The 26,235-nt window shown below is 63.9% G+C and carries 10 protein-coding genes and 2 pseudogenes; 5 read left to right on the plus strand and 7 right to left on the minus strand.

Annotated features, from left to right (window positions below; translation table 11 throughout):
* Positions 1-104 precede the first annotated feature (104 nt).
* From dsbD to PMI20_RS23995, 4 genes and pseudogenes are all read left to right on the plus strand, one after another.
* Positions 105-1,834 (plus strand): annotated as a pseudogene (dsbD, locus tag PMI20_RS23980) (protein-disulfide reductase DsbD).
* A complete protein-coding gene (locus tag PMI20_RS23985; protein ID WP_007922874.1) occupies positions 1,834-2,706 on the plus strand; it encodes a TlpA disulfide reductase family protein in 873 nt (290 codons plus the stop codon). Before dsbD ends, PMI20_RS23985 begins: the two are co-directional and overlap by 1 nt.
* A complete protein-coding gene (gene dsbG, locus PMI20_RS23990) occupies positions 2,682-3,449 on the plus strand; it encodes a thiol:disulfide interchange protein DsbG (RefSeq protein WP_007922876.1) in 768 nt (255 codons plus the stop codon). Before PMI20_RS23985 ends, dsbG begins: the two co-directional genes overlap by 25 nt.
* A gap of 94 nt (positions 3,450-3,543) precedes the next feature.
* Entirely contained in the window at positions 3,544-6,900 is a 3,357-nt protein-coding gene (locus PMI20_RS23995) for a DEAD/DEAH box helicase (RefSeq protein WP_007922878.1), read from the plus strand.
* Between the two features lie 130 nt (positions 6,901-7,030).
* On the opposite strand, the pseudogene PMI20_RS24000 reads toward PMI20_RS23995, so the two are convergent.
* From PMI20_RS24000 to PMI20_RS24025, 6 genes and pseudogenes are all read right to left on the minus strand, one after another.
* Positions 7,031-7,404: pseudogene (locus PMI20_RS24000) on the minus strand (DUF6124 family protein).
* 518 nt (positions 7,405-7,922) lie between these two features.
* A complete protein-coding gene (locus PMI20_RS24005) occupies positions 7,923-8,975 on the minus strand; it encodes a hypothetical protein (RefSeq protein WP_007922883.1) in 1,053 nt (350 codons plus the stop codon).
* A 218-nt stretch (positions 8,976-9,193) separates the two neighbouring features.
* Positions 9,194-10,012, minus strand: a complete 819-nt coding sequence (locus tag PMI20_RS24010; protein ID WP_007922886.1) for an alpha/beta fold hydrolase — start codon at positions 10,010-10,012, stop codon at positions 9,194-9,196.
* A 279-nt stretch (positions 10,013-10,291) separates the two neighbouring features.
* Positions 10,292-10,756, minus strand: a complete 465-nt coding sequence (locus PMI20_RS24015; RefSeq protein ID WP_081502420.1) for a hypothetical protein — start codon at positions 10,754-10,756, stop codon at positions 10,292-10,294.
* Positions 10,757-10,818: 62 nt separating this feature from the next.
* Positions 10,819-11,037, minus strand: a complete 219-nt coding sequence (locus tag PMI20_RS24020; RefSeq protein ID WP_007922888.1) for a hypothetical protein — start codon at positions 11,035-11,037, stop codon at positions 10,819-10,821.
* Between the two features lie 643 nt (positions 11,038-11,680).
* Positions 11,681-24,736, minus strand: coding sequence for a non-ribosomal peptide synthetase (locus tag PMI20_RS24025; protein ID WP_007922889.1), 13,056 nt, complete (start codon positions 24,734-24,736; stop codon positions 11,681-11,683).
* A gap of 375 nt (positions 24,737-25,111) precedes the next feature.
* Between PMI20_RS24025 and PMI20_RS24030 the strand changes: the two genes are divergently transcribed.
* Positions 25,112-25,660 carry an RNA polymerase factor sigma-70 gene (locus tag PMI20_RS24030; RefSeq protein WP_007922891.1) on the plus strand — a complete coding sequence of 183 codons (549 nt, stop codon included), beginning with the start codon at positions 25,112-25,114 and terminating at the stop codon, positions 25,658-25,660.
* A 56-nt stretch (positions 25,661-25,716) separates the two neighbouring features.
* Here the strand turns inward: PMI20_RS24030 and PMI20_RS24035 are convergent, their stop codons facing one another.
* On the minus strand, positions 25,717-26,154 hold the full coding sequence (locus PMI20_RS24035; protein WP_007922893.1) for a hypothetical protein: 438 nt from the start codon (positions 26,152-26,154) through the stop codon (positions 25,717-25,719).
* Positions 26,155-26,235: the final 81 nt, after the last annotated feature.

Here is a 26,235-nt window from a genome sequence, read left to right on the forward strand (position 1 = left end):
GACATTATGCCTGCACCGCCAGTGCCACAAGGCGTGCAGGGTTAATCATCGGTTAATCGCCATCGGCCATTGTGCGGTCACTTGCACCGGTTTAAGGCTTTTCCATGCGTCGTCTGTTCATCCTGTTGTTCATGCTGCTGTCGGGCCTGGCCCAGGCGGGTAACAACCCGTTCGAGGTCAAACCCGACTTTCTCCCGGTCGGCAAAGCCTTCGTCTTCACCTCCGAACGCCTGGCGTCGGGGAAACCCAGCTGTTCTGGCAGATCGCCGACGGCTATTACCTGTATCAGCAACGGCTGAAATTCGACGGCCTGGCGGAGGCGCACACACCGGCGCTGCCCGAGGGCGAGGCCCACAGCGACGAATTCTTCGGTGCGCAGCAGGTGTATCGCCAAGGCCTGGAACTGAAAATCCCCGCCGGCGCCACCGGCAAGGTCAAGGTCGGCTGGCAAGGCTGTGCCGACGCCGGCCTGTGCTACCCGCCGCAATCTCTGGAAGTGGACCTGGGTGGCAGTCCGGCCGCCGCCAATGCCACCGAAGCCAGCGACCAGGCCCTGGCCAGCGGCCTGCAACAGCGGGCCCTGGGCTGGAGCCTGCTGGTGTTCTTCGGCCTCGGCCTGCTGCTGGCCTTCGCCCCCTGCTCGCTGCCGATGCTGCCGATCCTCGCTGGCCTGGTGGTGGGCAGCGGCGCCAGCCCGCGGCGCGGCTTCGCCCTGGCCGGCAGCTATGTGGTGTGCATGGCGTTGGTCTATGCCGCGATGGGCGTGCTGGCCGCGCTGCTCGGCGCCAACCTGCAAGCCCTGCTGCAACAGCCCTGGCTGCTGGGCAGCTTTGCCGCGGTGTTCGTGATCCTCGCACTGCCGATGTTCGGCTTCTTCGAGATGCAATTGCCGGCGGCCCTGCGCGATCGCCTGGAAAACGCCAGCCGCTCGCGCAGCGGCGGCAGTCTGGTCGGCGCTGGGGTGCTCGGCGCCCTGTCCGGCCTGCTGGTCGGCCCGTGCATGACCGCGCCGCTGGCCGGCGCCCTGCTGTACATCGCCCAGAGCGGCAATGCCCTGCACGGCGGGTTGATCCTGTTCGTCATGGGCCTGGGCATCGGCCTGCCGCTGTTGCTGCTGGTGACCGTGGGCAACCGCTTCCTGCCCAAGCCCGGCCCGTGGATGAACCTGCTCAAGGGCGTGTTCGGCTTCCTCTTTCTCGGCACCGCCATCGTGCTGCTGCGCCCGGTGCTCGACGAATCGCTGTGGATCGGCCTGTGGGGCGCGCTGGCGCTGGTCCTGGCCTACACCGCCTGGCAGCAGATGCGCGGCGCCGGGCGCGCCGGTCATTTGTTCGGCGCAGGCTCAGTGGTGTTCGGCCTGTGGGGCAGCCTGCTGCTGGTGGGCGCCGCCGGTGGCAGCGACGACCTGTGGCGACCGCTGAAGGTCTACAGCGGCGGCAATGGCGTGGCGACCGTCAGCGCCCACGACGCCTTCACCACCGTCAACGACCCGGCCGCCCTGCAAGGCGCCCTCGACATCGCCAGGGCCCAGGGCCAGTGGGTGCTGCTGGACTACTACGCTGACTGGTGCGTGTCCTGCAAGATCATGGAAAAACAGGTGTTCGGCCAACCCCAGGTCCTCGCGGCCCTGAAAGACGTGCGCCTGCTGCGCCTGGACGTGACGGCCGACAACGCGGCCAGCCGCGAACTGCTCAACCGGTATAAAGTGCCGGGGCCGCCGAGCCTGCTGTGGATCGGCCCGGACGGCGAAGAACGCCGCAGCCAGCGGATTACCGGTGAGGTAGACGCGGCTGCCTTCCTGCAACGCTGGACCGCTACCCGAGAAGCCCGTTGATGCTGACCTTTACCATCGGCACCTTTGCCATCGCGCTCAACCACCTGCTGCTGATCAGTGCCCTGGCGCTGGCCACCTTGGTCGGCTGGCGAGTCGCCAAGCGTGGTGGCGAGAACCCGGAATCGGTGCTGTTCGGCCTGTTCCTGCTGGGCATGCTGGCGGCGCGCATCGGCTTCGTGGTCGCCTACTGGAAGCATTATCGCCACGACCTGTGGCAGATCATCGACCTGCGCGACGGCGGTTTCCTCGCCTGGCCGGGGGCCATTGTCCTGCTGCTGGCCGCCCTCGCCTGGGGCTGGCGCCGCCCGGCCCTGCGCCAGCCGCTGGGCGCCGGGGTCGGCAGCGGCCTGGCGTTCTGGCTGCTCGCCACCCTGTCCCTGAGCCTTTTCGAACAAGGCACGCGGCTGCCGGAAATCGCCCTGCGCAACCCCGACGGCGCCACCGTGCAACTGACCAGCTACCAGGGCAAACCCCTGGTGATCAACCTCTGGGCCACCTGGTGCCCGCCCTGCCGCCGGGAAATGCCGGTGCTGGAAAGAGCCCAGCAGCAGCGCCCGGACCTGACCTTCTTGTTCGTCAACCAGGCCGAAAGCATGCAGAGCGTCAGCACCTTCCTGGCTACCCAGGAGTTGAACCTGAACAACGTGCTGTTCGACGGCAGCGGCCGCCTGGGCAAGGCCGTGGGCTCCATGGCGCTACCGACTACGCTGTTCTACAGCGCCGACGGGCGCCTGCTCGGCAGCCACCTGGGCGAGCTGTCCGAGGCCAGCCTGGCCCGCGCCCTGGAACATTTCGACTCAGCGCATTCGACCACGGCCACGCAGGCCGCCCCTTCAAGGAAATTGCCATGCCTTTCATCCGCCACCTGCTGAGCCTGTCCCTGGGCGCCGCCCTGCTCCAGGCCCCGCTGCTGCACGCCGAAGAACTGCCACTAGCAATCAAGAACATCGAAGCCAAAGGCGCCAAGATCGTCGGCAGCTTCGATGCCCCGGACGGCCTCAAGGGCTATGCCGCGCAGTACCAGAACCGCGGCATGGCCCTGTACCTGACGCCGGACGGCAAGCATGTGCTGCTGGGCAATCTGTACGACGCCGACGGCAAGGACCTGAGCGCCGAGCCGCTGCAGAAACTGGTGTACGCGCCAATGGCCAAGGCCGTCTGGGCCAAGATGGAAAAGAGCCACTGGATCGCCGATGGCAAGGCCGACGCGCCGCGCGTGGTCTACCTGTTCAGCGACCCCAACTGCCCTTACTGCAACATGTTCTGGGAACAGGCGCGGCCCTGGGTGAACGCCGGCAAGGTCCAGCTGCGGCACATCATGGTCGGCATCATCCGCGAAGACAGCCCGGGCAAATCCGCCGCCCTGCTGGCCGCCAAAGACCCGCAGAAAGCCCTGCAGGACCACGAGAAAGCCGGCAAGGGCAGCAGCCTCAAGCCCCTGGCCAAGATCCCCGCCGAAGTCCAGGCCAAGCTCGACGCCAACATGGCGCTGATGGACGAACTGGAGCTGTCCACCACCCCGGCGATCTTCTACATGGACGACAAGGGCGAGCTGCAACAGCAACAAGGCGCGCCCGCGCCGGACAAGCTGGGCAAGATTTTCGGGCCCAAATAAATGAGATGCGCCACGACCTGACCACTAATGGCCTTTAGCCTTACCGACAGCGTTACACTACTGCCTTTATTCACGCAGACAGGGATGTGACGTTTTGACAGCTCAAGGACAAGCTAGGCTTTTAGACATTCTCGACTACTGGCACAAGGTGGAATTCTTTCTACCTTATGCCCTAGGGAAATATGTTGAGGACTTCAAGAAATGGGAGACCCGATGGCTCTCCCAGGAAATTCTCCAGCAGAGCAAGGACAGCCACTGGCGCAACTTTTCCATACCTGAAGACCTTCAAGTCAAAGGCTTCAATCTCTATATCGGGGTCTTTGACGCCTCCGTCATTGCGACTCTTTGCGAACCGTATCTGGCCGCTTTATCGGTAGACGAGAACACCTTCTACGAAGAGCAGGAACGGGTGGAGCTTGAAGGTTTTACCTGCTTCGCCAAGATCAAGCTCAATGCGCAAGCCGTCCCGCAACTGGATGCCGTGTCACTGTCGACGGCTCCCTGGGCCCTGGGGCAAACGGTGAGCAAAGGGCTTGGTGCGCTTGGCCATCAAGCCTTCGAGGACGCCAAGGAGCAGTTGATCAAACTGCTGCACAACTTCCACGGACAGCGTCAGCAAAACGATGACCCAGCCTTGATGGCTGAGGAAGTCATGCATCTGCATCAACTGCTGTGCAACTGGGCCAGTTTCACGCCTGAGCAAAACAGCGGTAGCTCGGTCGCATTGCTTCAAGTGCTGACCCAACCCAAGGTCGAGAAACCACTCACGCAACCCTCTGCGGCACAGGCAACGGAAGTCGAGGACGAAGAGGAGCCCGATACCGAGATCGACATCCTCAACAGCTTTTTCATAAAAGACATCGAGCGTGCGATCGCCAGCCTGCAACGCGCAGAACAGCCGCTGCCTTTGCTTCAATACCTGGGCGAAGCCGACCCGGGCAAAAGAATCGACCTGTATACCGACAATGGCCGCAAGGCCATTTACCAGGCCCTGCAACCGCAATGCATAAACCCCGGGCATTGGCCGGATGAGCCGGGCCATGCCATGAGCCTGATGCAACAGTTCGCGATCAATACCGCGCTCGGCACCTTGGAAAACAGTGGGGTGTTCTCCGTTAACGGACCACCCGGGACAGGCAAAACGACGCTATTGCGCGACATGTTCGCCGAGAACATCGTGCGTCGGGCGCGGGTATTGGCGGGATACAGCGAGGCGGAAGATGCTTTCGTCGGCGGGAAAAAACCGCAGGTCACCTTCAAGGGCATGCCGAATACCTACACCATCCGCGCGCTCAAACCTGAGTTGACCGGCTATGAAATGGTGGTGGCCTCCTCCAACAATGCCGCCGTGGAAAACATTTCCCGAGACCTGCCCAAACGCAAATCCCTGGGAAAATGCTGGAACGACGTGCAGTACCTGCAACCGGTCGCCCATAAGATTGCCGCACAAAAAAGCGATGGCAGCATCAGCGACCTGTCCGACGAGGACAAACCCTGGGGCTTGATCTGCGCCGCACTCGGTAATAGCAACAACCGAAAGGTCCTGCAGGAACGCATGTTCTTCGCCCCGGTAGACTCCACCGAGCCCAATCGGCCACTGACGATTCGGCAATGGGTGGATGAATACAAAGGCCCCACCTTCAAGGATGCCAGCGCAGCCTTCAAAAAAGCCGATGAGGCGGTCAGCAAAGCACTGGAGGAACGAGCCCGTTACGCCAGCCTGCTGGAAGAAATGGCGGCTACCGATGAACAGGCCTTCCTGCACCTTCAGCAACAGTCATTCGATCAGGCCGAACAGACCAGGGCGTCCGCCCAGCAAGCCCTCGACCAACAGCAACAGCAACTTCAAGCAACGGCGCAACATCTGAGCAGCCTTCAGGAACTGGAGCGCCTGATAGATCGCAGCCGTCCGGTCTGGTGGAAGCGCTTGTTCAATACTCAAGCAGCTAAAACCCACCGTGACGAACAACTGGAAAATGCCCGGCTTCAGCGTCTGGCGCATGAAGAGATCAACCGCGCGAAAAGCCTTCTGAACAAAAGCCTCAGACCAGAACTTGAAAGCGCGCAAACCGCATTGCTGTTCTGTAGAAGCGAACTCGATACCCGTCTGGCGCAATGGCAAGACAAGTGCCGATGCCTGGACGACTTCGCCAGCCGCCTGGGCCGTCCGGATTTGCCAAGTCAGCTCAGTGAGCTGGAGAACAGCGAGTTCCAGATCAATGGGCTTTGGCATGATGAAGCACTCAATCGCTTGCGCTCGACCTTGTTCGCCGCGGCTTTGACCCTGCATGAAGCCTGGCTGGCCGAGGTGGCGCCCTCGGGCTCGAACGGCAAGGGCTTCAGCGCCAACCTCGCCGCCATCAGCCTGTTGCTGAGCAACAAGACACCCGAGGATGAGCGACTGACCCAGGTGCTCTGGCAAAGCCTGTTCATGGTGATCCCGGTGGTCTCGAGCACCTTTGCCTCCTTTGCCAACCAGTTCCGTGGGTTGGGTGCTGGCTCTTTGGGCTGGCTGTACATCGACGAGGCGGGACAGGCCGTGCCCCAGGCCGCCGTCGGTGCCTTGTGGCGGGCGCAAAGAGCCATGGTGGTGGGCGACCCCCTGCAAATCGAGCCGGTCTTCACCCTGCCGCAACGCCTGGTCAAGACCCTGGGCCAGCTATCGGTACACACGGCGAACGATGCCTTCGCCCCCAATCGTGTGTCGGTGCAAAGCCTGGCGGACCACAACAATCTGTATGGCAGCGTGTTCAAGAACGACACCGATCAAGAGCTGTGGATCGGCAGCCCGTTGCGGGTCCACAGACGCTGCATCGAACCCATGTTCAGCCTGTCGAATCAGATCGCCTACGGTAACAAGATGGTCTTTGGCCTGCCCAATGCCCACGCCGAACAGGACGCCCCTGTGTACAGCTCCAGTTGCTGGGTCGATATCCCTGGCAATGTCGAACACAAACAGGTTGTCCCCCAGCAGATCGAGTTCATGGTCGATCTTCTCGGACAACTCTACTCACGCGATAGAGAGCTGCCGCAGCTGTACGTGATCTCGCCGTTCAAGGCCGTGCGCCTGGCCCTGCAAAAAGCCATACGCATGGCGGCCTGGGCCCGGCCCAACCATCGCTCGAAATTACCTGCGGGCGAGTTGAAGCAGTGGTTGAAAGCCTCCATCGGCACCGTGCATACCTTCCAGGGTAAAGAACAAGACACCGTGTTCATGCTGCTGGGGGCAGACACCGAGCATGCGGGAGCGGCGCAGTGGGCCGCCTCCAAGCCTAACCTGCTGAACGTTGCCCTCACCCGGGCCAAACGTCGGGTCTATCTGGTGGGGGATTTTGAACTGTGGGGGTCGCTGCGCTACTTCGATGCGGTGAGTCGCGGCAAATTCCCGCTGCAAAGAATGGGGCCTGCTGCCTTTCTGGCAAAACTGAATGCTTTGGAAGAACAGGCCTAAAGTTGAACACCGTCAGCGCCTGACGCTGACCTGAGCGCTCGCCCCCACGGATACCTGATTGTGAAACGACCATCAGGCCCCCGTGGGGGCGAGCCCGCTCACGATGCGCGCTTCAAAAAACAGTATCGGTTCAACGGGCACCGCGCCCATCCAGCAACGCATCCACCACCGCCCTGGCCATTTCCACGGAATGGACCATCGACCAGATCAGCCCACGCTCCAGGCCACTGCCGCGTTCGGTGATTTCATCGCTGACTTCTTCAGCGCATTTGAGCAAGAGCGAGACATGCACCAGGGCTTCTTCGGCGCTGATGCCTTCGCGCACGTGGAACAAGGAATCCGGGGTGACGCGTACCGACGAAGTGGCAGGCAGAGATGCAAACGGCACAGCCTCGACAGACTGCTCGGCCAAGGACTGGCGCAGGGTCTGATTGGCCCGTTTCAGTTCGGGAAAACGGTAGGTGCTGGGGAATCGCTGGGTGGATCGGGAACTAGCTTTTTCATGGTTGAGTTCCTTGCAGAGAAAAGGAACTGACACCGTTCGCTTGCACACGAATTAAGGTGGCAGCCGTACGCAGGTGTGCAAGACCGAGTCTGCAAGAACACCCGGCAGATCCGAAGATCTCCCGCGCACGGCCGCCATAACACCGCGGACATGAAAACGCTCAATCAACTCTGAGCGTTTATGCGTCTTTGCAGAATTCGGACTTGCACATCCGAGTCATCGATTTGGCGATGACCCAGGCAGCCTAGCCCCGCATACAGGCGCACTCAAGCGCGCAGAAGTTTCTAGGAAATACCTTACAAAAGAAAGCGAATCAGCCCCCTGTAGCCGCTGCCGAGCCTGCGAGGCTGCGATCGGGCTGGGCGGCATTCCGACGAAGCGGCCGCAAACCAGGCGCCGGTGTTTCGCCTGACACACCACGTTGGCAGGTTTGGCGCCTGCTGCGCAGTCGATCGCAGCCTCGCGGAGCTCGGCAGCGGCTACAGGGGCGTCAACATTCGGCATTTGTGCGTAAGGCTCAGGCGAACTCGTCCGGCGCTTCGCGGGCGAGGATGTTTTCCAGCTCGCCGGTGTCTGCCCGTTCGTTGAGGACGGCGCTGACCTGATCGACCCAGACCTTTTCCGAGGCAATCCCGGCCCACGACTGGCTGCCGAAGCCGTGATACGGCCGGTCATCGAAGGTGCTGATCAGCAGTTGGTTGAAGCGCACCGTTTCCAGGTTCTTGCGCTGGATCTGCATCTGCAGAGCCCCCAGCACCTTCTGCTGCTCTTGCGGGTTCGGGCGATAGCTGAAGAGCCGCGGCGAGCTGAGCACCAGGAACTCCGGTGGAAGGTTTTCATCGATGGCCGCCTGCAAGCGGTAATGGCCATCGAGAATCAGGTGGCAGCTCAGGCCGCTGACGTACCACAGCAGGATGGGCGGCAAGCTGCCCTCGCGGGCTTTCTTGCGCCACCATTTGAGGCGCCCGGAATGCGGGTCCACTGCATGCAGGCCGACCACCGCGCCACCACTCTCGCCCAACTCGACCCAGCGCGCCGCGCCGGGTTGCCGGTTGTCGAGGATGTTGCGGCCGTAGATCGCCCACTGCGGCATATGGCTCAGGGCGTCTTCGCCGCCCTTGAAGTACCAGGCTTCGGTACCGCTCAGCAACGGCCGCATCGGCTTGAGGGATTCCGGGCGCAGGGCCCGTACCAGCCAGTAGCCGGGGTAGAAAAAGTCCGGCTGGTGCTGCATCAACTGCTGGACGAAAAAGCGGCTCCAGGCCTTGAGGCGCAGGGCCGGGTCGAGGCGTAGCTGTTGCTCCACCTGGGGCGAATCGATGGGGCACACCAGGGTTTGCGGCCATTGCTCCAGCAGGTGATTGCGTACCAGCCACACGCCGTAAAGGCAGCGGGACATGGTGCCCCAGAGCAGCGTCTGGTCACCCAGCACCAGTTGCATGCGGCGGTTGTTGCCACTGAGCAGGCGCAAGTTCGGCTTGCCGCTGGCCGGGCGCTTGACCTCCACCCCGAGGCCGTTCCAGTTGCCGGCCAGATCCTCGATATCACGCCAGTAAATGTGTTCCGTCATCGCCCCTGTCCCTGAATGAAAACGCCCGGCGCAGGTGCTTGGACCTGCGCCGGGCGCGACTATAGCAGAGGGTCGTGTGGTGGCCGTGGGATCGCATCGCGGGCAATCGAGCGTCGACCGGCCGCTCCTACAGAAGAATGCGATCCACCAGGTGAAATACGGTTTCTGTAGGAGCGAAGCTTGCTCGCGATAACGTCAGCCCAAACGCCGCCGAGGCATCAGCAGGAATGCCGCTCAGCCAAAAACTTCAACAACGCCTCGGTGACAAACGCCGGGTTCTCCAGGTTGGAGATATGCCCCGCTTCGGGCACCAGCTGATAAGGGCAACCAATCAGCTCGGCCATTTCCCGGGTTTCCGCAGGTGGGCGCGGTTTGTCCTGGTCGCCGCACAGCAGCAAGGTGGTCTTGGGGTCCAGCTGGTCCAGGCGCGATAGCAGGTCTGCGCGGCTGAAGGTGATGCGGCCCATGGGCACCACGCTTTCGCGCAGGCGTTCGCTGGGCAGTGCCGCGAGGACCGCGCGGAAGTCCTGGTACAGCGCCGACTGCGGGTCGATGCCAGGACGGAAGAAAATCGGTACCACGATGTCCAGCAGCGGCGACGGGATGGTCCCCGCCTCTTCGATCTGCTTGAACAACGAGAAGTAGTACTGGCGGGTCGGCTCGGGCTCGGCCCCGAGGTAGGTGTCCATCAGCACCAGGCCATTGATGCGTTGCGGCGCCGCCAGGGCCAGGCGCGCGCCCCACATGCCGCCCACGGACAGGCCGACCAGGGTGATGCGTTCGATCTCAAGATGATCCAGCAGCGCCAGCACCTGCCGGGCGATGTCATCCAGTGAAGTGGTGCCTTGCGGCAGCGCGCCAGATTGGCCGTGGCCCCACAGGTCCAGGGCGATCACCCGGTACTGCCGGGACAGCACCTCGATCTGCGGCGCCCACATGTTCAGGTCCCACAGGTAGCTGCCAGCCAGCAGCACCGCCGGGCCGCTGCCCTGGTCCAGGTAGTGAAGGGCTTGTCCATCAATAGTCGCGAAGGGCATCAACTGTCTCCTGTCAGGTGGGCTGCGAAAAAGCCTCGGTAGACTGTGCCAGTGAAGGGTTGCCGTCAATCGGACAAGTCCGAAGGGCCGTGCAGGCCGTAAGACTTTTTCGCGAGCAAGCTCGCGCCTACAAAGGATGATGAAATCCATATAGGCTGCTGAACGCCTGAACGATGTGTATAACTCCCCTCCAGAAGGGGTAAATAGACTCAACGTTCATATCAGAGAGTGCAAGTTGATCAGAGTCCTTTCATCTTCAACGATGACTCACACTTTGAGCTATATCGGGGTTGCCGCAATAATGATCATCTCGTCCTGGGAAAAACTGTTGGTTACAACTTGCGGACAGCGGAAACAGGCATCGGGGCCCTGTTCATTCCACCAGCGACAGGAGGCTCTTATCGAGCAACGGGGAAGTTTGTCTGTGACCGTTTTTAATTTCTCTACGGTGCGCGATACAAGCTGGCAGCCTCCTTCCTTGTAGTGCTGGCATCGCATTTCCGCACAGGGTGCGGAAATACGAAATACCTCTGCCGGACTGACAGGGACTGTTGATTCAGCCAGCTCTTTCGTCATGGGTATTGCTTGTGAAAGGTAAGCTACTTCAGGAGCTGCCACCGTGCCATTCACCACCCCGAATATTTTCGCTCCTTCCCATTCCGGCTGAGCACTTGGGCACAGAAGCGCCTTATTTCGACCGTTCTCAATCAATCGGCGGGATTTTTCCAACGATTTGGGTGGCATTTTATTCCCTCCACCAGCATTCCTTCTGTCCCTATTGGCTTGACGAAAAAATGCCGAAAAACCTAGACCTTGCCAATATTGGCAACTTCCTTGAGTTCGCCTACCGCGCTTTGGGGGAGCACTTGAATGTTGAAGTCAATCCTTCCACCATAAATAAGGATTTTATCGCGCAACGCTTCTCCACGAGTATCAAGCGCTCTTTGCAAACCGGTAGCGATTGCAGTGCTTATATCGGCAACAGACAAATTCGCTGTGACGCGGTCAAACTTTTCATTGGACATTTTAATTCTCCAAAACATAGCCGTTGAAATAACTGGAGGCGTGCAAGCAGAACATCAATGGCGTTTTGGTGTCTCGGGGGCTTGGTAATGGCTCGCTTCAAACAGCTCCATGTCCATAAAAACTCCAAAATAACGATCTGCCATTATTGCTGGCGCGGCAATGACTTTGACAGTCAACCCACTGTAAGAGCATAGCCACTAAAGTTAGCGTCAAAAGTCAAATTTGGAAGATGGATTAACTCGAATCACTATAAGTGCAAGACTGAATCGCCTTGGTCGCGGAGATACTTCAAAAATTCATTGCGAGCCCCATGAGCAGTTCTGCGAAGGACTCTAATCTCGCACGGTGAGGGATGAATAATTCGACCCGAAGGGCCGAGTTTTTTAGAACAGCGACATCTGCCGCGTCGATGTTGTCGGCGCATTCGAAGCGCGAGCGGTAGCCGGCTTCAAAGATGGGCAGCGGATAGCCGTGGAGGTGACGGTAGCACTCGGGCCAGCCGGGAGTGAGCAGGGCCTCGATGGTAAGGCCCTGCCAGGTTAAGGTTCAGAGTTGGGCGCCATCATGGCGCCCGATTGGGGTGTCCCGGCTTATCAGGCCAGTTCAGCTTGCTCGCGATGGGGCCAGCACTGGCAACGCTGATTACAACCCCTCCAGCTCCGCCATCAGGTCGCTCAGGCGATCGACCTTCTCCTCGCTGATTTCACTGCTCGCCAGGCCGTCGATGTACTGCGCCAGCTCCTCCACCGTGCTGCACTCGAACATCGCCCGCAGCGGCACGTTGCGTTGCAGGGTTTTCTGCACCCGCGAGGCGATCTGCGTGGCCAGCAGCGAATGCCCGCCCAGCTCGAAGAAGTTGTCCTGGACCCCGACCCGCTCGACCTTGAGCACCTCGGCCCAGATAGCGGCCAGGGTCTGCTCCAGTTCGCTGCGCGGTGCCAGGTAGTCCTGGCTGTGCAACTGGCCGATCTCCAGGGCCGGCAGGGCCTTGCGGTCGAGCTTGCCGTTGGCGTTGAGCGGCAGGCGCTCCAGCCACAGCCAGTGCAGCGGCACCATGTATTCCGGCAACTCGACGCGCAGGCGTTGCTTGATGCGCTCCAGGCGTTCGTTCGGATTCAGGGCCGAATCGCTGGCAACCAGGTAGCCCACCAAATGCTTGCCGTTGACCCCTTCCTGCACCCCGACCGCCGCGTCGCGGACTTCCGGTTGTTCGTGCAGGCGGGCTTCGATTTCCCCCAGCTCGATGCGGTAGCCACGGATCTTCACTTGATGGTCGATGCGCCCGACGTACTCCAGCACGCCATCGGCGCGACGCCGTGCCAGATCGCCGGTGCGGTACAGGCGTTCGCCCGGGGCACCGAACGGATGCGGCACGAATACCTGTGCGGTGCGCAGCGGATCGCTGACATAACCACGGCCGACCCCGCTACCGGCGACGCACAGCTCGCCCACCGCGCCCAGTGGCACCAGGTCCAGCGCGCCATCCATCAGGTACAGGCGGTTGTTGTCGGTCGGCGTACCGATCGGCAGGTAGCTGCCACGGGTCGAAGCCATGTCGACGCGGTAGAAGGCCACGTCATCCGAGCACTCGGCCGGACCGTAGGCGTTGACCAGGCCGATCTGCGGGTAACGCAGCAACCATTGGTGCGCCAGCTCCGGCGGCATCGCCTCGCCGGTCGGCAGCATCCAGCGCAGGCCATCGAGCTCGATGGACTCCTGGGCGAGCATGCCCTGGATCAGCGACGGCACGCTTTCCAGCACGCTGATGCCCTGCGCCTGCACATGGGCCAGCAAACCTTGCGGGTCATGGGCGATGGCGTTCGGCACGATGTCCACCCGCGCGCCGAACAGCGGCGCGGCGAGGAACTGCCAGACCGAAATGTCGAAGCTCTGCGACGCGGTCTGGGCGATCACATCGGCCTCGCTCAATTGCAGGTACGGCACCTTGCTCAGCTGGTTGTTGAGCATGCCGCGCTGCTCGACCATCACGCCCTTGGGCAGGCCGGTGGAACCCGAGGTGTAGATCACATAGGCCAGGTTGTCCGGGCCGCTGTAGAGCCCCGGGTTGTCCTGCGAATGATCGGCCGCTTGCACCTCCTCCCACACCAGCAAACGTGGTCGGTTGGCGCAGGCGAATTCGTCGAGCAAGGCTCGCGCCTGTTCCTGGCAGGCCGCGGTGCACACCAGCAACGGCGTGCGGCTCAGCTCGATGATCCGCCCCAGGCGCTGGCCCGGCAGGCCCGGGTCCAGCGGCAGGTAGCCGGCGCCGGCCTTGAAGCTGCCGATGATCATGCCCAGCAGGTCCAGGCTGCGCTCGGCCAGCAGGGCCACCGGCTGGTCCAGGCCCACGCCGTTGGCGATCAGGGCGTGGCCCAGGCGGTTACTGCGCTGGTTCAGTTCGGCATAGCTGTAGTGCAAGTCCTGGCAACTGGCGGCGATGCGTTGCGGATGCGCCGCCACCTGGGCCTCGAACAGTTCGACGTAGCTGCGCTGCAGCGGGTACTCATGCTCGCTCTGGTTGCAGCCGGCGAGCAGGAAGTCCTGCTCTGCTGCACCCAGCAGCGGCAGCTCGGCCATGTCGCCATGGAAGCCCTGCACCAGCGCCAGCAGCAGGCGCTTGAACTCGCCGAGCAGGCGCTCGATGGTCGCTTGCTCGAAGTAGCGCTGGTCGTAGGACAGGTGCAGCCCCAGGTCATCCCCCGGGTAGCACACCGCGGTCAGCGGGAAGTTGGTGTGGGTGCGGCCGGAATCCGAGGTGGCGTTCAGGCTTTGCGCGCGGTCCAGCACCGAGACTTCCACCGGTGCGTTCTCGAACACGAACAGGCTGTCGAACAGCGGCTGGCCCTTGGGCAGTTCGCTGTTTTCCTGGATCGCCACCAGCGGCAGGTATTCGTACTCGCGCAGCTCCATGTTGCGTTCCAGCAGGCTGCTGAGCCATTGACGCACGCTCAGGCGCTGGCCGTCCTCCGGCAGCTGCACCCGCAGCGCGATGCTGTTGATGAACAGGCCGACGGTGCGCTGCATCTCGGGCATTTCCACCGGACGCCCGGCCACGGTGACGCCGAACAGCACGTCTCGATCGCCGCTCAGGCGCCGCAGGACCAGGGCCCAGGCCGCCTGGGCGAAGGTGTTGACGGTCAGCTGATGCTGCTGCGCCAACTCGCGCAATTGCGCGCCGTCGCGGGCATCGAGCCGGGTGTAGCAGTCACCGACGATCATGCCGCCGCTGTCGCCGGCGTGTTCGCGCAGGAACGGCCGGTCGCTCGGAATCGGCGTGGTGCGCTCGAAGCCTTGCAGGTTGTTTTTCCACCACTGGCGCGCCTCGGCCAGGCTCTGGCGTTGCAGCCAGCCGATGTAGTCGCGGTAGCGTGGCGGCACGCTCAGCTGGGCTTCGCGACCTTCGCCCAGGGCGGTGTAGATCTCGAAGAAGTCGTTCATCAACAGCGAACGGCACCAGGCATCGATCAGGATGTGGTGGTTGCTCATCATGAACCAGTAGCGCGCGGCCCCCACGCGGATCAGCCGCAGGTGGAACGGCGCTTGGTTGAGCAGATCGAAACCGGCCTCGCGCTCGCTTTTCAGCAGCGCCTGCAGCTTCGGTTCCTGCTCGTCTTGCGCGACAGCGCTCCAGTCCAGGAACTCGATCGGCGTGCTGCCCGGCTTGTGGATAACCTGCAGCATGTCTTCGCCGACGTTCCAGCAGAAGGACGCGCGCAGGGCTTCGTGACGGGCCACCACTGCCTGCCAGGCCTGGGCGAAACGCGCCGGGTCCAGCTCGCTGTCGATGCGGTAGCGGTCCTGCATGTAGTACAGGCCGGTGCCCGGCTCCAGCAGGGTGTGCAGCAGCATGCCCTCCTGCATCGGGGTCAGCGGGTAGACGTCCTCGATGGCACTGGCCGGCACCGGCAGCGCGTCCAGTTGCGCCTGGGTCAGGTGCGCCAGGGGGAAGTCCGACGGCGTCAGGCCGCCGGCATCGTCCTCCAGGCAATGGACGATCAGGCTGTGCAGTTCGCCGAGGTAGGCCTGGGCCAGCGCGTCGATGCTCTGCACATCAAAACGCTCGCCGCTGAAGGTCCAGCGCAGCACCAACTCGCCGGCGTAGACCTGGCTGTCGACGCTCAGCTCGTTGGGCAGCGGCGCTTCCGGCGAATGGGCGGCGCCCACCGGCTCGTCCAGCGGACGGAACAGCGCGTCGCTGGCAAAGCTCTGGTCGAACTGGCCCAGGTAGTTGAAGGTGATCGGTGCCTGCGGCAAGGCCGCCATGCATTGCTGGATCGCCCCGTCGGCCAGGTAGCGCAGCACGCCATAACCCAGGCCTTTATGCGGCACGGCGCGCAGTTGCTCCTTGATCGCCTTGATCGAGGCGCCCTGCCCGGCCGCCGCTTCGATGGCCAGCGGGGTCAGGCGCAGCGGGTAAGCGCTGGTGAACCAGCCGACCGTGCGGGTCAGGTCGATCTCGTCGAACAGGGTTTCGCGGCCATGGCCTTCCAGTTGGATCAGCGCTGACGCTTCGCCGGTCCAGCGGCACAGCACGCGGGCCAGGGCGGTCAGCAGCAGGTCGTTGACCTGGGTGCGGTAGGCGCTCGGCGCCTGTTGCAGCAGCTGCCGGGTGCGCTCGGCATCCAGTTTCACGCTGACGGTCCGCGCATGTTTGTTCTGCCGCCCGCCCTGGGCGTGCTGCACCGGCAGCGTCGCCGCCGGGCCAGCCAATTGGTCCTGCCACCAGCTCAACTCTTCGCGCAGCGACTCGCTGCCGGCATAGGCCTGCAGGCGTGACGCCCAATCGCGCAAGGCGCTGGTTTTCGCCGGCAGGCGCGGCGTCTGCTGAGCTTCAAGCTGACGGTAGAGGTTTTGCAGATCCTCCAGCAGCACCCGCCAGGACACGCCGTCGACCACCAGGTGGTGGATGGCGATAAACAGACGTTGCTGCGCATCCGGACCGTCCACCAACAGCGCGCGCAACAGCGGTCCGTTGGCCAGGTCGAGGCTGCGCTGCGCCTCGGCGAACAGCGCCGGGCATTGTTCCATGGAAGCCACGCGCAGTTGCATCAGCAGTGGCGCCTCGGACAGCGGCTGGTGCTCGGCCCGCCATTGGCCGTCGACCTGGGTGAAGCGCAGGCGCAGGGCGTCATGCTGGGCCAGCACCGCGTGCAGCGCTTGCTCCAGCAACTGCCCATCGAGCACCTGGGTCGGCGCCAGCAGCAGGGCCTGGTTCCAGTGCTGACGCTCGGGGATCGCGCTGTCGAAGAACCAGTGCTGGATCGGTGTCAGGTGCGACTCGCCGCTGAGCAAGCCTTGCTCGGCGACGATCCGCTCGCTGCGGCTGGCCACCGCGGCCAGGGCCTGCACGGTCTGATGCTGGAACAGGTCCCGCGGGCTGAAATGAATGCCCAGCTGACGGGCGCGGCTGACCACCTGGATCGACAGGATCGAGTCGCCGCCCAGTTCGAAGAAGTTGTCGTGCAGGCCGACCTGCCGCAGGTTCAGCACGTCGCACCAGACCTGGGCCAGGGTCTGCTCCAGCTCGTTGCTCGGCGCCACGTACTGCTGGCGGTTGAGTTCCAGGTCCGGGGCCGGCAAGGCGCGGCGGTCGAGCTTGCCGTTGGCGGTCAGCGGCATGCTCGCCAGCAGGACCAGGTGGGTGGGCACCATGTAATCCGGCAGGTGGATTTTCAGCTGGGCCTTGATCGCTTCGCGCAGGGCAGCTTGCTGCTCGTCACTCTGTTCGGCGACATCGGTCACCCCATCCACGACCAAATACCCGGCCAGCTGTTTGCCACCCGGCATGTCCAGGGCCAGCACCACCGCTTCGCGCACCGCCTCATGTTCCAGCAGGCGGTTTTCGATTTCCCCCAGCTCGATACGGAAGCCACGAATCTTCACCTGATGGTCGACCCGGCCGATGTATTCCACCTGGCCATCGGCGCACTGGCGCACCAGGTCGCCGGTGCGATACAGGCGCCCGCCAGTGGTGCTGAACGGGTCGGCCACGAAACGCTCGGCGCTCATGCCCGGACGCTGGTGGTAACCCTGGGCCAGGCCGGCCCCGCCGACATACAGCTCGCCGGTGGCGCCTTGCGGCAGCAGGGCCAGATCGGCGTCGAGAATGTAGGCCACGCGCTCACCGATCACGGTGCCGATCGGTACGCTGCCAGCGCCCTCTTCCAGTTGTTCCGGCGCCAGGCTGGCCAGCGGCATGACCACGGTTTCGGTCGGGCCGTAGGCGTTGAAGAACAGGCTCGGTTTGAACGCCGCGCGGATGCGGCTCAGGTGTTCGCCGGTCAGCGCCTCACCGCCGGTGATGCACATGCGCACCGGCAGGGTCTGGTCCTGGGTCGCCAGCCACTGCGCCAGCTGGCTGCCGTAGCTCGGGGTAAAGCCGAGGATGTTGATGCGGTGCTCACGGATCAGCTGGCAGATCTCTTGCGCATCCCACTGCCCTTGCGCCCGCAGCACCACCTGGGCGCCGCTGAGCAACGGCACCAGCAGACGCTCGGTGGCGGCGTCGAAGTTGATGGAATAGAAGTGCAGCTCGCAGTCGTCCGGCCGCATGCCGAAGCGCTCGATCACCGCGCAGCAATGCATGGCGATCTCGCCATGGGACACCACCACGCCCTTGGGCTTGCCGGTGGAGCCCGAGGTGTAGATCAGGTACGCCTGGTGCTGCGGCAGGCTGATAAAGGGCAGCTCGCTGGCCGGGTAGTTGGCCAGTTGCGCGCCGTCCTCTTCCAGGCACCAGCGCGCCACGCTGGCTGGCAACTCACCCAAAGCCTGGAACATCGCCGCGTCGCTGAGCAGCAGGCCGATACCACTGTCTTCAATCATGTAGTGCAGGCGGTCCAGCGGGTATTCCGGGTCCAGCGGCACATAGGCGCCGCCGGCCTTGAGAATCGCCAACAGGCCGACGACCATTTCCAGCGAGCGCTCCAGGGCCAGGCCGACCCGCACCTGCGGGCCGACGCCACGCTCACGGAGCATCCAGGCCAGGCGGTTGGCGCGGCTGTCGAGCTCGGCGTAGCTCAGGGTCTGCCCGGCGAACGTCAGGGCCGGCGCGTCCGGGCGCAGCAGCGCCTGTTCGCTGAACAGGTGGTGGATGCACTGGTCCAGGCGGTGTTCGCCGGGCTCGACGCCCAGGCTGTCCAGCAGTTGCTGTTGTTCGACGCGGTCGAGCAGCGGCAACTCGCTCAGGCGCTGCTCGGGGCTCTCTATCAAGGCCGCGATCAAGGCCTCCAGCAGGTTGCGCCAGTGCGCCGCCATGCGCGCGATGCGCGGCTCGTCGAACAGGTCGGTGCTGTAGGTCAGGCAGCAACCCAGGCGATGATCGAGGTCGGTGACTTCCAGGTTGAGGTCGAACTTGGTGGCCCGCGCATCGTTGGCCAGGTATTCGACCGTCATGCCGGCCAGGCTGCGGCTCTGCTGGAACTCCCAGCGCTGGACGTTGCACATCACCTGGAACAGCGGGTTATAGGCGGCGCTGCGCGGCGGTTGCAGGGCTTCCACCAGATGGTCGAACGGCAGGTCCTGATGGGACTGGCCTTCGATCACGGTGTGCCGCACCTGCTCGAACAGATCAAAGACGCTCATCTGCCCGTCGAGCTGGCAACGCAGTACCTGGGTGTTGAGGAAGGCGCCGATCAGCCCTTCGCTTTCCGGACGGATGCGGTTGGCCACCGGCGCGCCGATGCGCAGGTCGGTCTGGCCACTGTAGCGATAGAGCAGCACGGCCAGGGTCGCGGTCATGGTCATGAACAGGGTCAGGCCATGTTCGGCGTTGAAGCGCCGCACCCGTGCAGCCAGCTCGTCGCTGAGGTCGAAGCGGTACAACTCGCCCTGGTGGCTCTGCACCGGCGGCCGCGGACGGTCGCCCGGCAGTTCCAGCAGCGGATGTTCGTTGCCCAGTTGCACAGTCCAGTAATCCAGCTGGCGCTGACGCTCGCCGGACTCCAGCCACTGGCGCTGCCAGACGCTGTAATCCAGGTACTGCACCGGCAGCGGTTCCAGCGGCGAGTCGCGGTCGTCGATAAAGGCTTCGTACAACGCGCTCAGCTCACGGGCGAAGATGTCCATCGCCCAGCCTTCAGTGACGATGTGGTGCAGGGTCAGCACGAAGTAGTGCTCATGCTCCGCCGCCTTGACCAGGCAGGCGCGCAGCAGCGGGCCGGTTTCCAGGTCGAACGGCCGGTGCGCCTCGCCGTCGGCCAGCTGTTGCAGGCGTTGCTCGCGGGCCGTTGCATCCAGCATGGAGAAATCCTTCCAGCCCATGCGCACGCCGGTTTCCCCATGCACCCGTTGTTGGGCCACGCCGTCGACGCTAGGGAACGTGGTGCGCAGGGTTTCGTGACGCAGGATCAGCGCCTGCAGCGCCGCCTCGAAACGCCCGACATCCAGCACGCCCTTGAAACGCGCCATGCCGCCCACGTTGTAGGCCGGGCTGTCCGGCTCCATCTGCCAGAGGAACCACATGCGCTGCTGGGAATAAGACAACGGCACAGGCTGGCTGCGATCGACCTTGGCGATCGGCGGCTGCTGGTTGCGCTTGCCGGTTTCCTGGATCAGCCGCACCTGCTCGGCGAAGTCGCCCAGCTCGCTGGCTTCGAACAAGGCCCGCAGCGGCAACTCGACGTCGCAGGCCTGGCGGGTGCGGGAAATGATCTGCGTGGCCAGCAGCGAGTGGCCGCCCAGGGCGAAGAAATCATCGCGCAAGCCGATGCGCTGCTGCCCCAGCACCTCGCGCCAGATCGCCGCGATCTGCTGTTGCAACTCAGTGACGGGTTCGACGTGTTCACGCACCTGCCATTGCGGTTCCGGCAAGGCGCGGCGGTCAAGCTTGCCGCTCGGGCTCAGCGGCATGGCCGAAAGAAGCATCAGTTGCGCCGGCACCATGTACTCCGGCAGCTCACTGGCCAGGGCGGTTTTCAGGCGCTCGGTCTGCGCCTCCTCCTCTTCCCCATCCGCGTTGGCGGTGTAATAACCGATCAGCTGCGCACCGGCCGCGGTCTCGCGCACCAGCACCGCGGCCTGGGCCACGCCCTCCTGGGCCAGCAGGCGTGCTTCGATTTCCTGGGGTTCGACGCGAAAGCCGCGCAGCTTGACCTGCTGATCGAGACGCCCGAGGTATTCCAGCGCGCCATCGGCCGCCCAGCGCACCCGGTCGCCGGTGCGGTACAGGCGCGCGCCCTCGCTGCTCAGCGGGTCGACGACAAAACGTTCGGCGCTCAGCCCCGGGCGCCCGAGGTAACCGCGGGCCAGGCCGACCCCGGCAATGCACAGCTCGCCCGGCACGCCGGTCGGTACCGGTTTGAGGTCGGCGTCCAGCACCCGGCAGATCACGTTGCCCAGCGGACGGCCGATGGGCGAACGCTGGCCATCGACACTGCGGCAATGCCAGTGGGTAACGTTGATCGCGGTTTCGGTCGGGCCGTAACGGTTATGCAGTTGAGCGTTCGGCAGCTGCTCCAGCACCCGGTCGCGCAATTCGGCCGGCAAGGCTTCGCCACCGGAGAACACCCGGCGCAGGCTGCTGCATCCGGCGCTCAGCGGCTCCTCGACGAACAGCTGCAACAGCGGCGGTACGAAGTGCAGCGTGGTCACGCCGTATTGCTGCACCAACTGGGCGATACGATGCGGGTCGCGGTGTTCGCCCGGCGCGGCCAGCAGCAGGCGGCAGCCGGTGATCAGCGGCCAGAAGCACTCCCACACCGACACGTCGAAGCTGATCGGCGCCTTTTGCATCAGCACATCGCTGGCGTCCAGGCGGTAGCTGTTCTGCATCCACTGCAAGCGTTCGCTCAGGGCCGCGTGAGTGTTGCCCACGCCCTTGGGCTGGCCGGTGGAGCCGGAGGTGTAGATCACATAGGCCAGGTTGTCGCCGTGCAGGTGCAGGCCCGGCGCATGGCTCGGCCAGCCGTCGAGCTTGAGGCTGTCCATGGCGATGGCGCTGACGCCCGCGGCCTGGGGCAGGCGCTCGAGCAGCTGGGTCTGGGTCAGCAGCAGCTCGACGCCACTGTCGGCCAGCATGTAGGCCAGGCGCTCGGCCGGGTAGTCCGGGTCCAGCGGCACATAGGCGCCGCCGGCCTTGACGATCGCCAGCAGGCCGATCAACAGCTGCGGCGAACGCTCGGCGGCGATGGCCACGCAGACATCCGGGCCGACCCCTTTGTCGCGCAGGTAATGGGCCAGGCGGTTGGCCTGGGCATGCAGCTCGGCAAAGCTCAGCTCACCGCCCTGCCACACCAGTGCGGTGCGTTCCGGGGTCTGCTGCAGTTGTGCCTCGAGCAGCTCGGGCAGCCATTGGCTGGCCGCCGCGCACGGGGCTTCGCTCCACTGTTGCTGCTGCGCCTGCTCGCAGGGGTTGAGCAACGGCAGGTCGGCGATGGCGGTTTGCGGACGCGCGCAGGCTTCGCGCAGCAGGCTGACGAAATGCTCGGCCAGGCGCTCGACGGTCGCGGCCTCGAACAGTTCGCTGGCGTAGTCGAACGACAGGCTCAGGCGGCCGTTGCGGTCTTCTTCACTGTGCAGTTGCAGGTCGAACTTGGCCTCGCGGCTGTGCCACGGCAACTCCTCGGCCAGCAGCCCGGGCAGCCGTCGCAGGGCGCTGAGGTCGCGCTGCTGGTGGTTGAACATGACCTGGAACAGACCCTGTTCGCGGGCCTGGGGAAAGGCTTCGAGCAGTTGCTCGAACGGCAGGTCCTGATGGGCCTGGGCCTGCAGCGCGGCCTGGCGGGTCTGCGCCAACAGATCAACGAACGGCAGGCGCCCGTCCACCTCGGCGCGCAGCACCAGGGTGTTGATGAAGAAACCGATCAGGCCCTGGGTTTCCAGGCGCGGACGGTTGGCGTTGGGCACGCCGATGCGGATGTCGCGCTGGCCGCTGTAGCGATGCAGCAGGCTCTGGAACGCCGTGAGCAATAGCATGAAAGGTGTGGATTCATGGGCCTGGGCGGTCTGGCGAATGGCTTCGCTCAAGCTCGCGCCCAGGCGCAGGCTGTGCCGCGCGGCGCTGTGTTGCCGTTGCGCCGAACGCGGGTGATCGGTGGCCAGGCTCAGGCTCGGGTGCTCGTCACCCAACTGCTGTTTCCAGTAGGCCAGTTGCCGTTCGCCTTCGCCCTGGGCCAGCCACTGGCGCTGCCAGCTGCCGTAGTCGGCGTACTGCAACGGCAGCGGCGCCAGGCTCGCCGCCTGGCCTTGCACGGCGGCGGCATACAGGCGCGAGAACTCGTCGATCAGCACATTCAGCGACCAGCCGTCGGCGATGATGTGGTGCAGGGTCACCAGCAGTTGGTGTTCCTCGTCGTCGAGGCGCACCAGGGTCACCCGGAGCAGCGGGCCTTGTTCCAGGTCGAACCGGGTACGGGCCTCATCCTCACGGATCTGTTGCGCCTGCGCTTCGCGCTCGGCCGCCGGCAGGTCGCTGAGGTCGATCACCTGCAGGTTGAATTCGCTGGCCGGCAGGACCTGTTGCAACGCCTGGCCGTCGCGCTCGAAAAAGCGCGTGCGCAGGGATTCGTGGCGTTCGATCAGTTGCTGGAAGCTGGCGCGCAGGGCGTCTTCGTCCAGCTCGCCACGCAGGCGCAGGCCACCGGGAATGTTGTAGGCGCTGCTGTGCGGGTCGAGCTGCCAGGTGATCCACAGGCGGTTCTGCGCCAGGGACTGGGGCAGCGCCTCGGTGCGCGACAAGGCGTTGATCGCGCCCTGGGCCAGGCCGCCATCCTGTTGCAACTGGGCGACCTGTGCAGCGAACGCGCCGAGGGTCGGCGCCTCGAACAGCAGGCGCAGGTTCAGCTCCAGGCCGAGTGCTTCACGCAGACGCGCGACGACCTGGGTCGCGGCGATGGAGTTGCCGCCCAGCAGGAAGAAGTGATCGTCGCTCGCTACTTGCTCGACTTGCAGCTGTTCACGCCAGATACGGCCGATCAGCTCTTGCAGTTCGCGGGTCGCTTCGCCACTCGCCTCGCCGACCGCCGCCTGGCGATCGGGGAGCTTGTTATCGGAGAACTGGGCGTAACTGTCGAGGCTGCCATCGGCCAGGCGGTTGCGGCAGGCCGAACGTTGCAACTTGCCGCTGGACGTCTTGGGCAAGGCGCCGGGATTGAGCAGGACCACCACGCTCGGCGCTTGCTGATAGGCCTCGGCCACGGTCTGGCGAATCAGCTTGATCAGCGCGTCCGGCGTGAGGATCTTCTGCACGCTGCGGCTGATTTCCGCGGCGATGCCGATGCCTTCCTGGCCCTGCTCGGTGACGGCGAACGCCGCGACCCGGCCCTTGCGCACCACCTCGACCTCACGCTCGATGGTCTGCTCGATGTCCTGTGGATAAAGGTTGTGCCCACGCACGATCAGCATGTCTTTCAAGCGGCCGGTAATGAACAGCTCGCCATCGCGCATGAAACCCAGATCGCCGGTGCGCAGCCAGGTCCGGCCGGCATGCTCGACGAAGGTCTTGGCCGTGGCCTCGGGGTTGCGCCAGTAACCATGGGCGATGCTCGGGCCGGCAGCCCAGACTTCACCGACCCGGTTCTCTTCCAACTCGGCCAGGGTATTGGGCTCGACGATCAGCACCGCATGCTCGGGCTGGCTGGTGCCGCAGCTCATCATGGCATTGCCGGTGCCCGGCTCGGCGCGGTTCTGCGCCAGGGCCTGCTCGTCCAGGCGCAGGGCCGGGATGCCCTGGCCACGGGTGCCGCCAGCGACAAACAGGGTGGCTTCGGCCAGGCCATAGGAGGCGAAGAAATGATTCGAGGTGAAACCGCAGGCGGCGAACTTCTCGGCGAAGCGCTCCAGGGTGTCCAGGCGGATCGGCTCGGACCCGGAATAGGCCACGCGCCAGCGGCTGAGGTCCAGGCGTTCCAGGGCCGACTCGCTGACTCGCTCGCTGCACAGGCGGTAGGCGAAGTCCGGGCCACCGCTGATAGTGCCGCCGTATTCGCTGATCGCCTCCAGCCAGCGCAACGGCCGGCCGAGGAAATACGCCGGCGACATCAATACGCAGGGCACGCCGCTGAAGATCGGTTGCAGCAGGCCGCCGATCAGACCCATGTCGTGGTACAGCGGCAGCCAGCTGACGATCACGTCGTCGGGGCTGAGGTCGATACCGAAGCCGCGGCGGATCAGCAGTTCGTTGGCCACCAGGTTGCCGTGGCTGACTTGCACACCCTTGGGCAAGGCAGTGGAGCCCGAGGTGTACTGCAGGAAGGCGATGTCGTCGCCCCGCAGTTCGGTGGCGCTCCAGCCTTCGGCCAGGCTCGCCGCCAGGGTGTCCACACAAAGCAGTTGCGGCGCGTCGGCACCTTGCAGTTCGTCCATCTGCGACAACGATTCGCGCAGCCCGCTGCTGGTCAGCAGCAGCCGCGGCTCGGCGTCGGCGATGATCGAGATCAACCGTTCCTGGTGATGGCGTCGGCTCGACTCCGGCGGATAGGCCGGCACCGCGATGACCCCGGCATACAGGCAGGCGAAAAACGCCGCGACATAGTCCGGGCCGCTGGGGAACAGCAGCACCGCGCGATCGCCCAGACCGGCATTGGCCTGCAGCGCGGCGGCGATGGTCCGGGCACGCAGATCCAGGTCGCGATAACTGAGGACCACGCTCTGATCCTGCTCTTCGGCAAGGAAGCGCAAGGCCACTTGATCGGGGGTCTGAGCCGCCCGGCGTTGAAGGGCTTGAGCCAGAGTGCTGGGGAGTTCGAACGCGTCCATCATGGGGTTTCCTGCGCGGATTGTGCTTGCACGTAGAGCCGCGGAAAAAAACCGCGACCGTTACATAAACCTTTGAAAAATAAAGGCCCCTGCCCTCGGAATGGGACATCTGGAGAGCGCTGTGGCGGGATGTTCCACCCGGAACCTTTCTCCAATGAGAACGGATGGCGTCTTGAAATAATTAGTCCGCACTCTGCCCTCGAACCCCTTCACAACGTGCGACAACGAGCCGCAGTTCTCACTCTGCACCAAAGATGCTCATTAATTCTCTTTCTCAATTGACAATCATTATCATTCAACATAATTTGTCGCTCGATGTGTAAGACGAATCTGAAATTTCTGTCGTCCTACTAACCCTTTTGCAGCAAGGTGATTTCCATGACGGAACAAGTATCCACAAGCAGGTGCGATTCACCGCTACTCCAGGCCTTTGTCGACAACCGCCTGATCCTGGTCAAGATCGCGGCGCGCATTACCGGCTGTCGTTCCCGTGCCGAAGACGTGGTGCAAGACGCGTTCTTCCGGCTGCAATCGGCGCCGCAGATCACCTCATCGTTCAAGGCGCAGTTGAGCTATCTGTTCCAGATCGTGCGCAACCTGGCGATTGACCACTATCGCAAGCAGGCGCTGGAGCAGAAGTATTCGGGCACTGAAGAAGAGGGTCTGAATGTGGTCGTGCAGGGAGCGTCGCCGGAAACCTCACACATCAATTTCTCGACCCTGGAACACATTGCCGACGCGCTGACGGAGCTGCCCAGCCGCACCCGCTATGCCTTCGAGATGTATCGCCTGCATGGCGTGCCGCAAAAGGACATCGCCAAGGAACTCGGGGTCTCGCCGACACTGGTGAACTTCATGATTCGCGATGCGCTGGTGCATTGCCGCAAAGTCTCGGGCAACCGCGCCGACACCTACGCCCGCCACTGATCCGCGCCGCACGCTACTCCCGCACCTGATCGCGATAGCCACCGTCAGCCACGGCGCTACCGCGAACAGGAAGGCTCCCGCCAGATCTTCTCGACCGCCTGATGCCGTCCGTCCCCCCGCCCCTGCGCCAGAATCAGCAAGGCGGCGCGCTTGTGGGAAAAATCGAAGGCTCTCCCACAATGCAGGCAACGCTCCTGCTGCTCGAGCCTCTGGCCAGCGTCCTCGGCCAGCCATTCGCTCGGCCCGTGGTCGAGGCATAACGAATGCACCAGGGTCGATAACCAGCCGGCCATCCACTCGTCACGCCACCCTTCTTGCCCACGCAAGGCTTGCAGCACCTCGCTGCCCGCCGGTGGCAGTGGCGTGCCAGGCCCGCGGCTGGCACCGCTCGTTTCAATACCGGCCAGGCGCAGCGGTTGCAGGCCAGCGGGATCGGCGGCGCAACGGCAGGTATCGGCAACGGCCACAGCGGACAGCGTATCGAGAGAGGACATGGCACGGACTCAGCGTCATCAGTGTTCAACCAAGTGACGTGAGCCGCACAGGGAAATTTAGGCAAGCCGCCCTGCGGGCGG

It is taken from the genome of Pseudomonas sp. GM17, assembly GCF_000282175.2.
In the GTDB taxonomy this organism is placed as follows: Bacteria; Pseudomonadota; Gammaproteobacteria; order Pseudomonadales; family Pseudomonadaceae; genus Aquipseudomonas; species Aquipseudomonas chlororaphis.

What these genes read in the sequence shown, in the direction of transcription:
- PMI20_RS23985 (WP_007922874.1), top strand. Translation starts at nt 1,834, where the DNA reads ATGCTGACCTTTACCATCGGCACCTTTGCCATCGCGCTCAACCACCTG.
- dsbG (WP_007922876.1), top strand. Translation starts at nt 2,682, where the DNA reads ATGCCTTTCATCCGCCACCTGCTGAGCCTGTCCCTGGGCGCCGCCCTG.
- PMI20_RS24020 (WP_007922888.1), bottom strand. Translation starts at nt 11,037, where the DNA reads ATGTCCAATGAAAAGTTTGACCGCGTCACAGCGAATTTGTCTGTTGCC.
- PMI20_RS24035 (WP_007922893.1), bottom strand. Translation starts at nt 26,154, where the DNA reads ATGTCCTCTCTCGATACGCTGTCCGCTGTGGCCGTTGCCGATACCTGC.
- PMI20_RS24015 (WP_081502420.1), bottom strand. Translation starts at nt 10,756, where the DNA reads ATGCCACCCAAATCGTTGGAAAAATCCCGCCGATTGATTGAGAACGGT.
- PMI20_RS24005 (WP_007922883.1), bottom strand. Translation starts at nt 8,975, where the DNA reads ATGACGGAACACATTTACTGGCGTGATATCGAGGATCTGGCCGGCAAC.
- PMI20_RS24010 (WP_007922886.1), bottom strand. Translation starts at nt 10,012, where the DNA reads ATGCCCTTCGCGACTATTGATGGACAAGCCCTTCACTACCTGGACCAG.
- PMI20_RS24025 (WP_007922889.1), bottom strand. Translation starts at nt 24,736, where the DNA reads ATGATGGACGCGTTCGAACTCCCCAGCACTCTGGCTCAAGCCCTTCAA.
- PMI20_RS24030 (WP_007922891.1), top strand. Translation starts at nt 25,112, where the DNA reads ATGACGGAACAAGTATCCACAAGCAGGTGCGATTCACCGCTACTCCAG.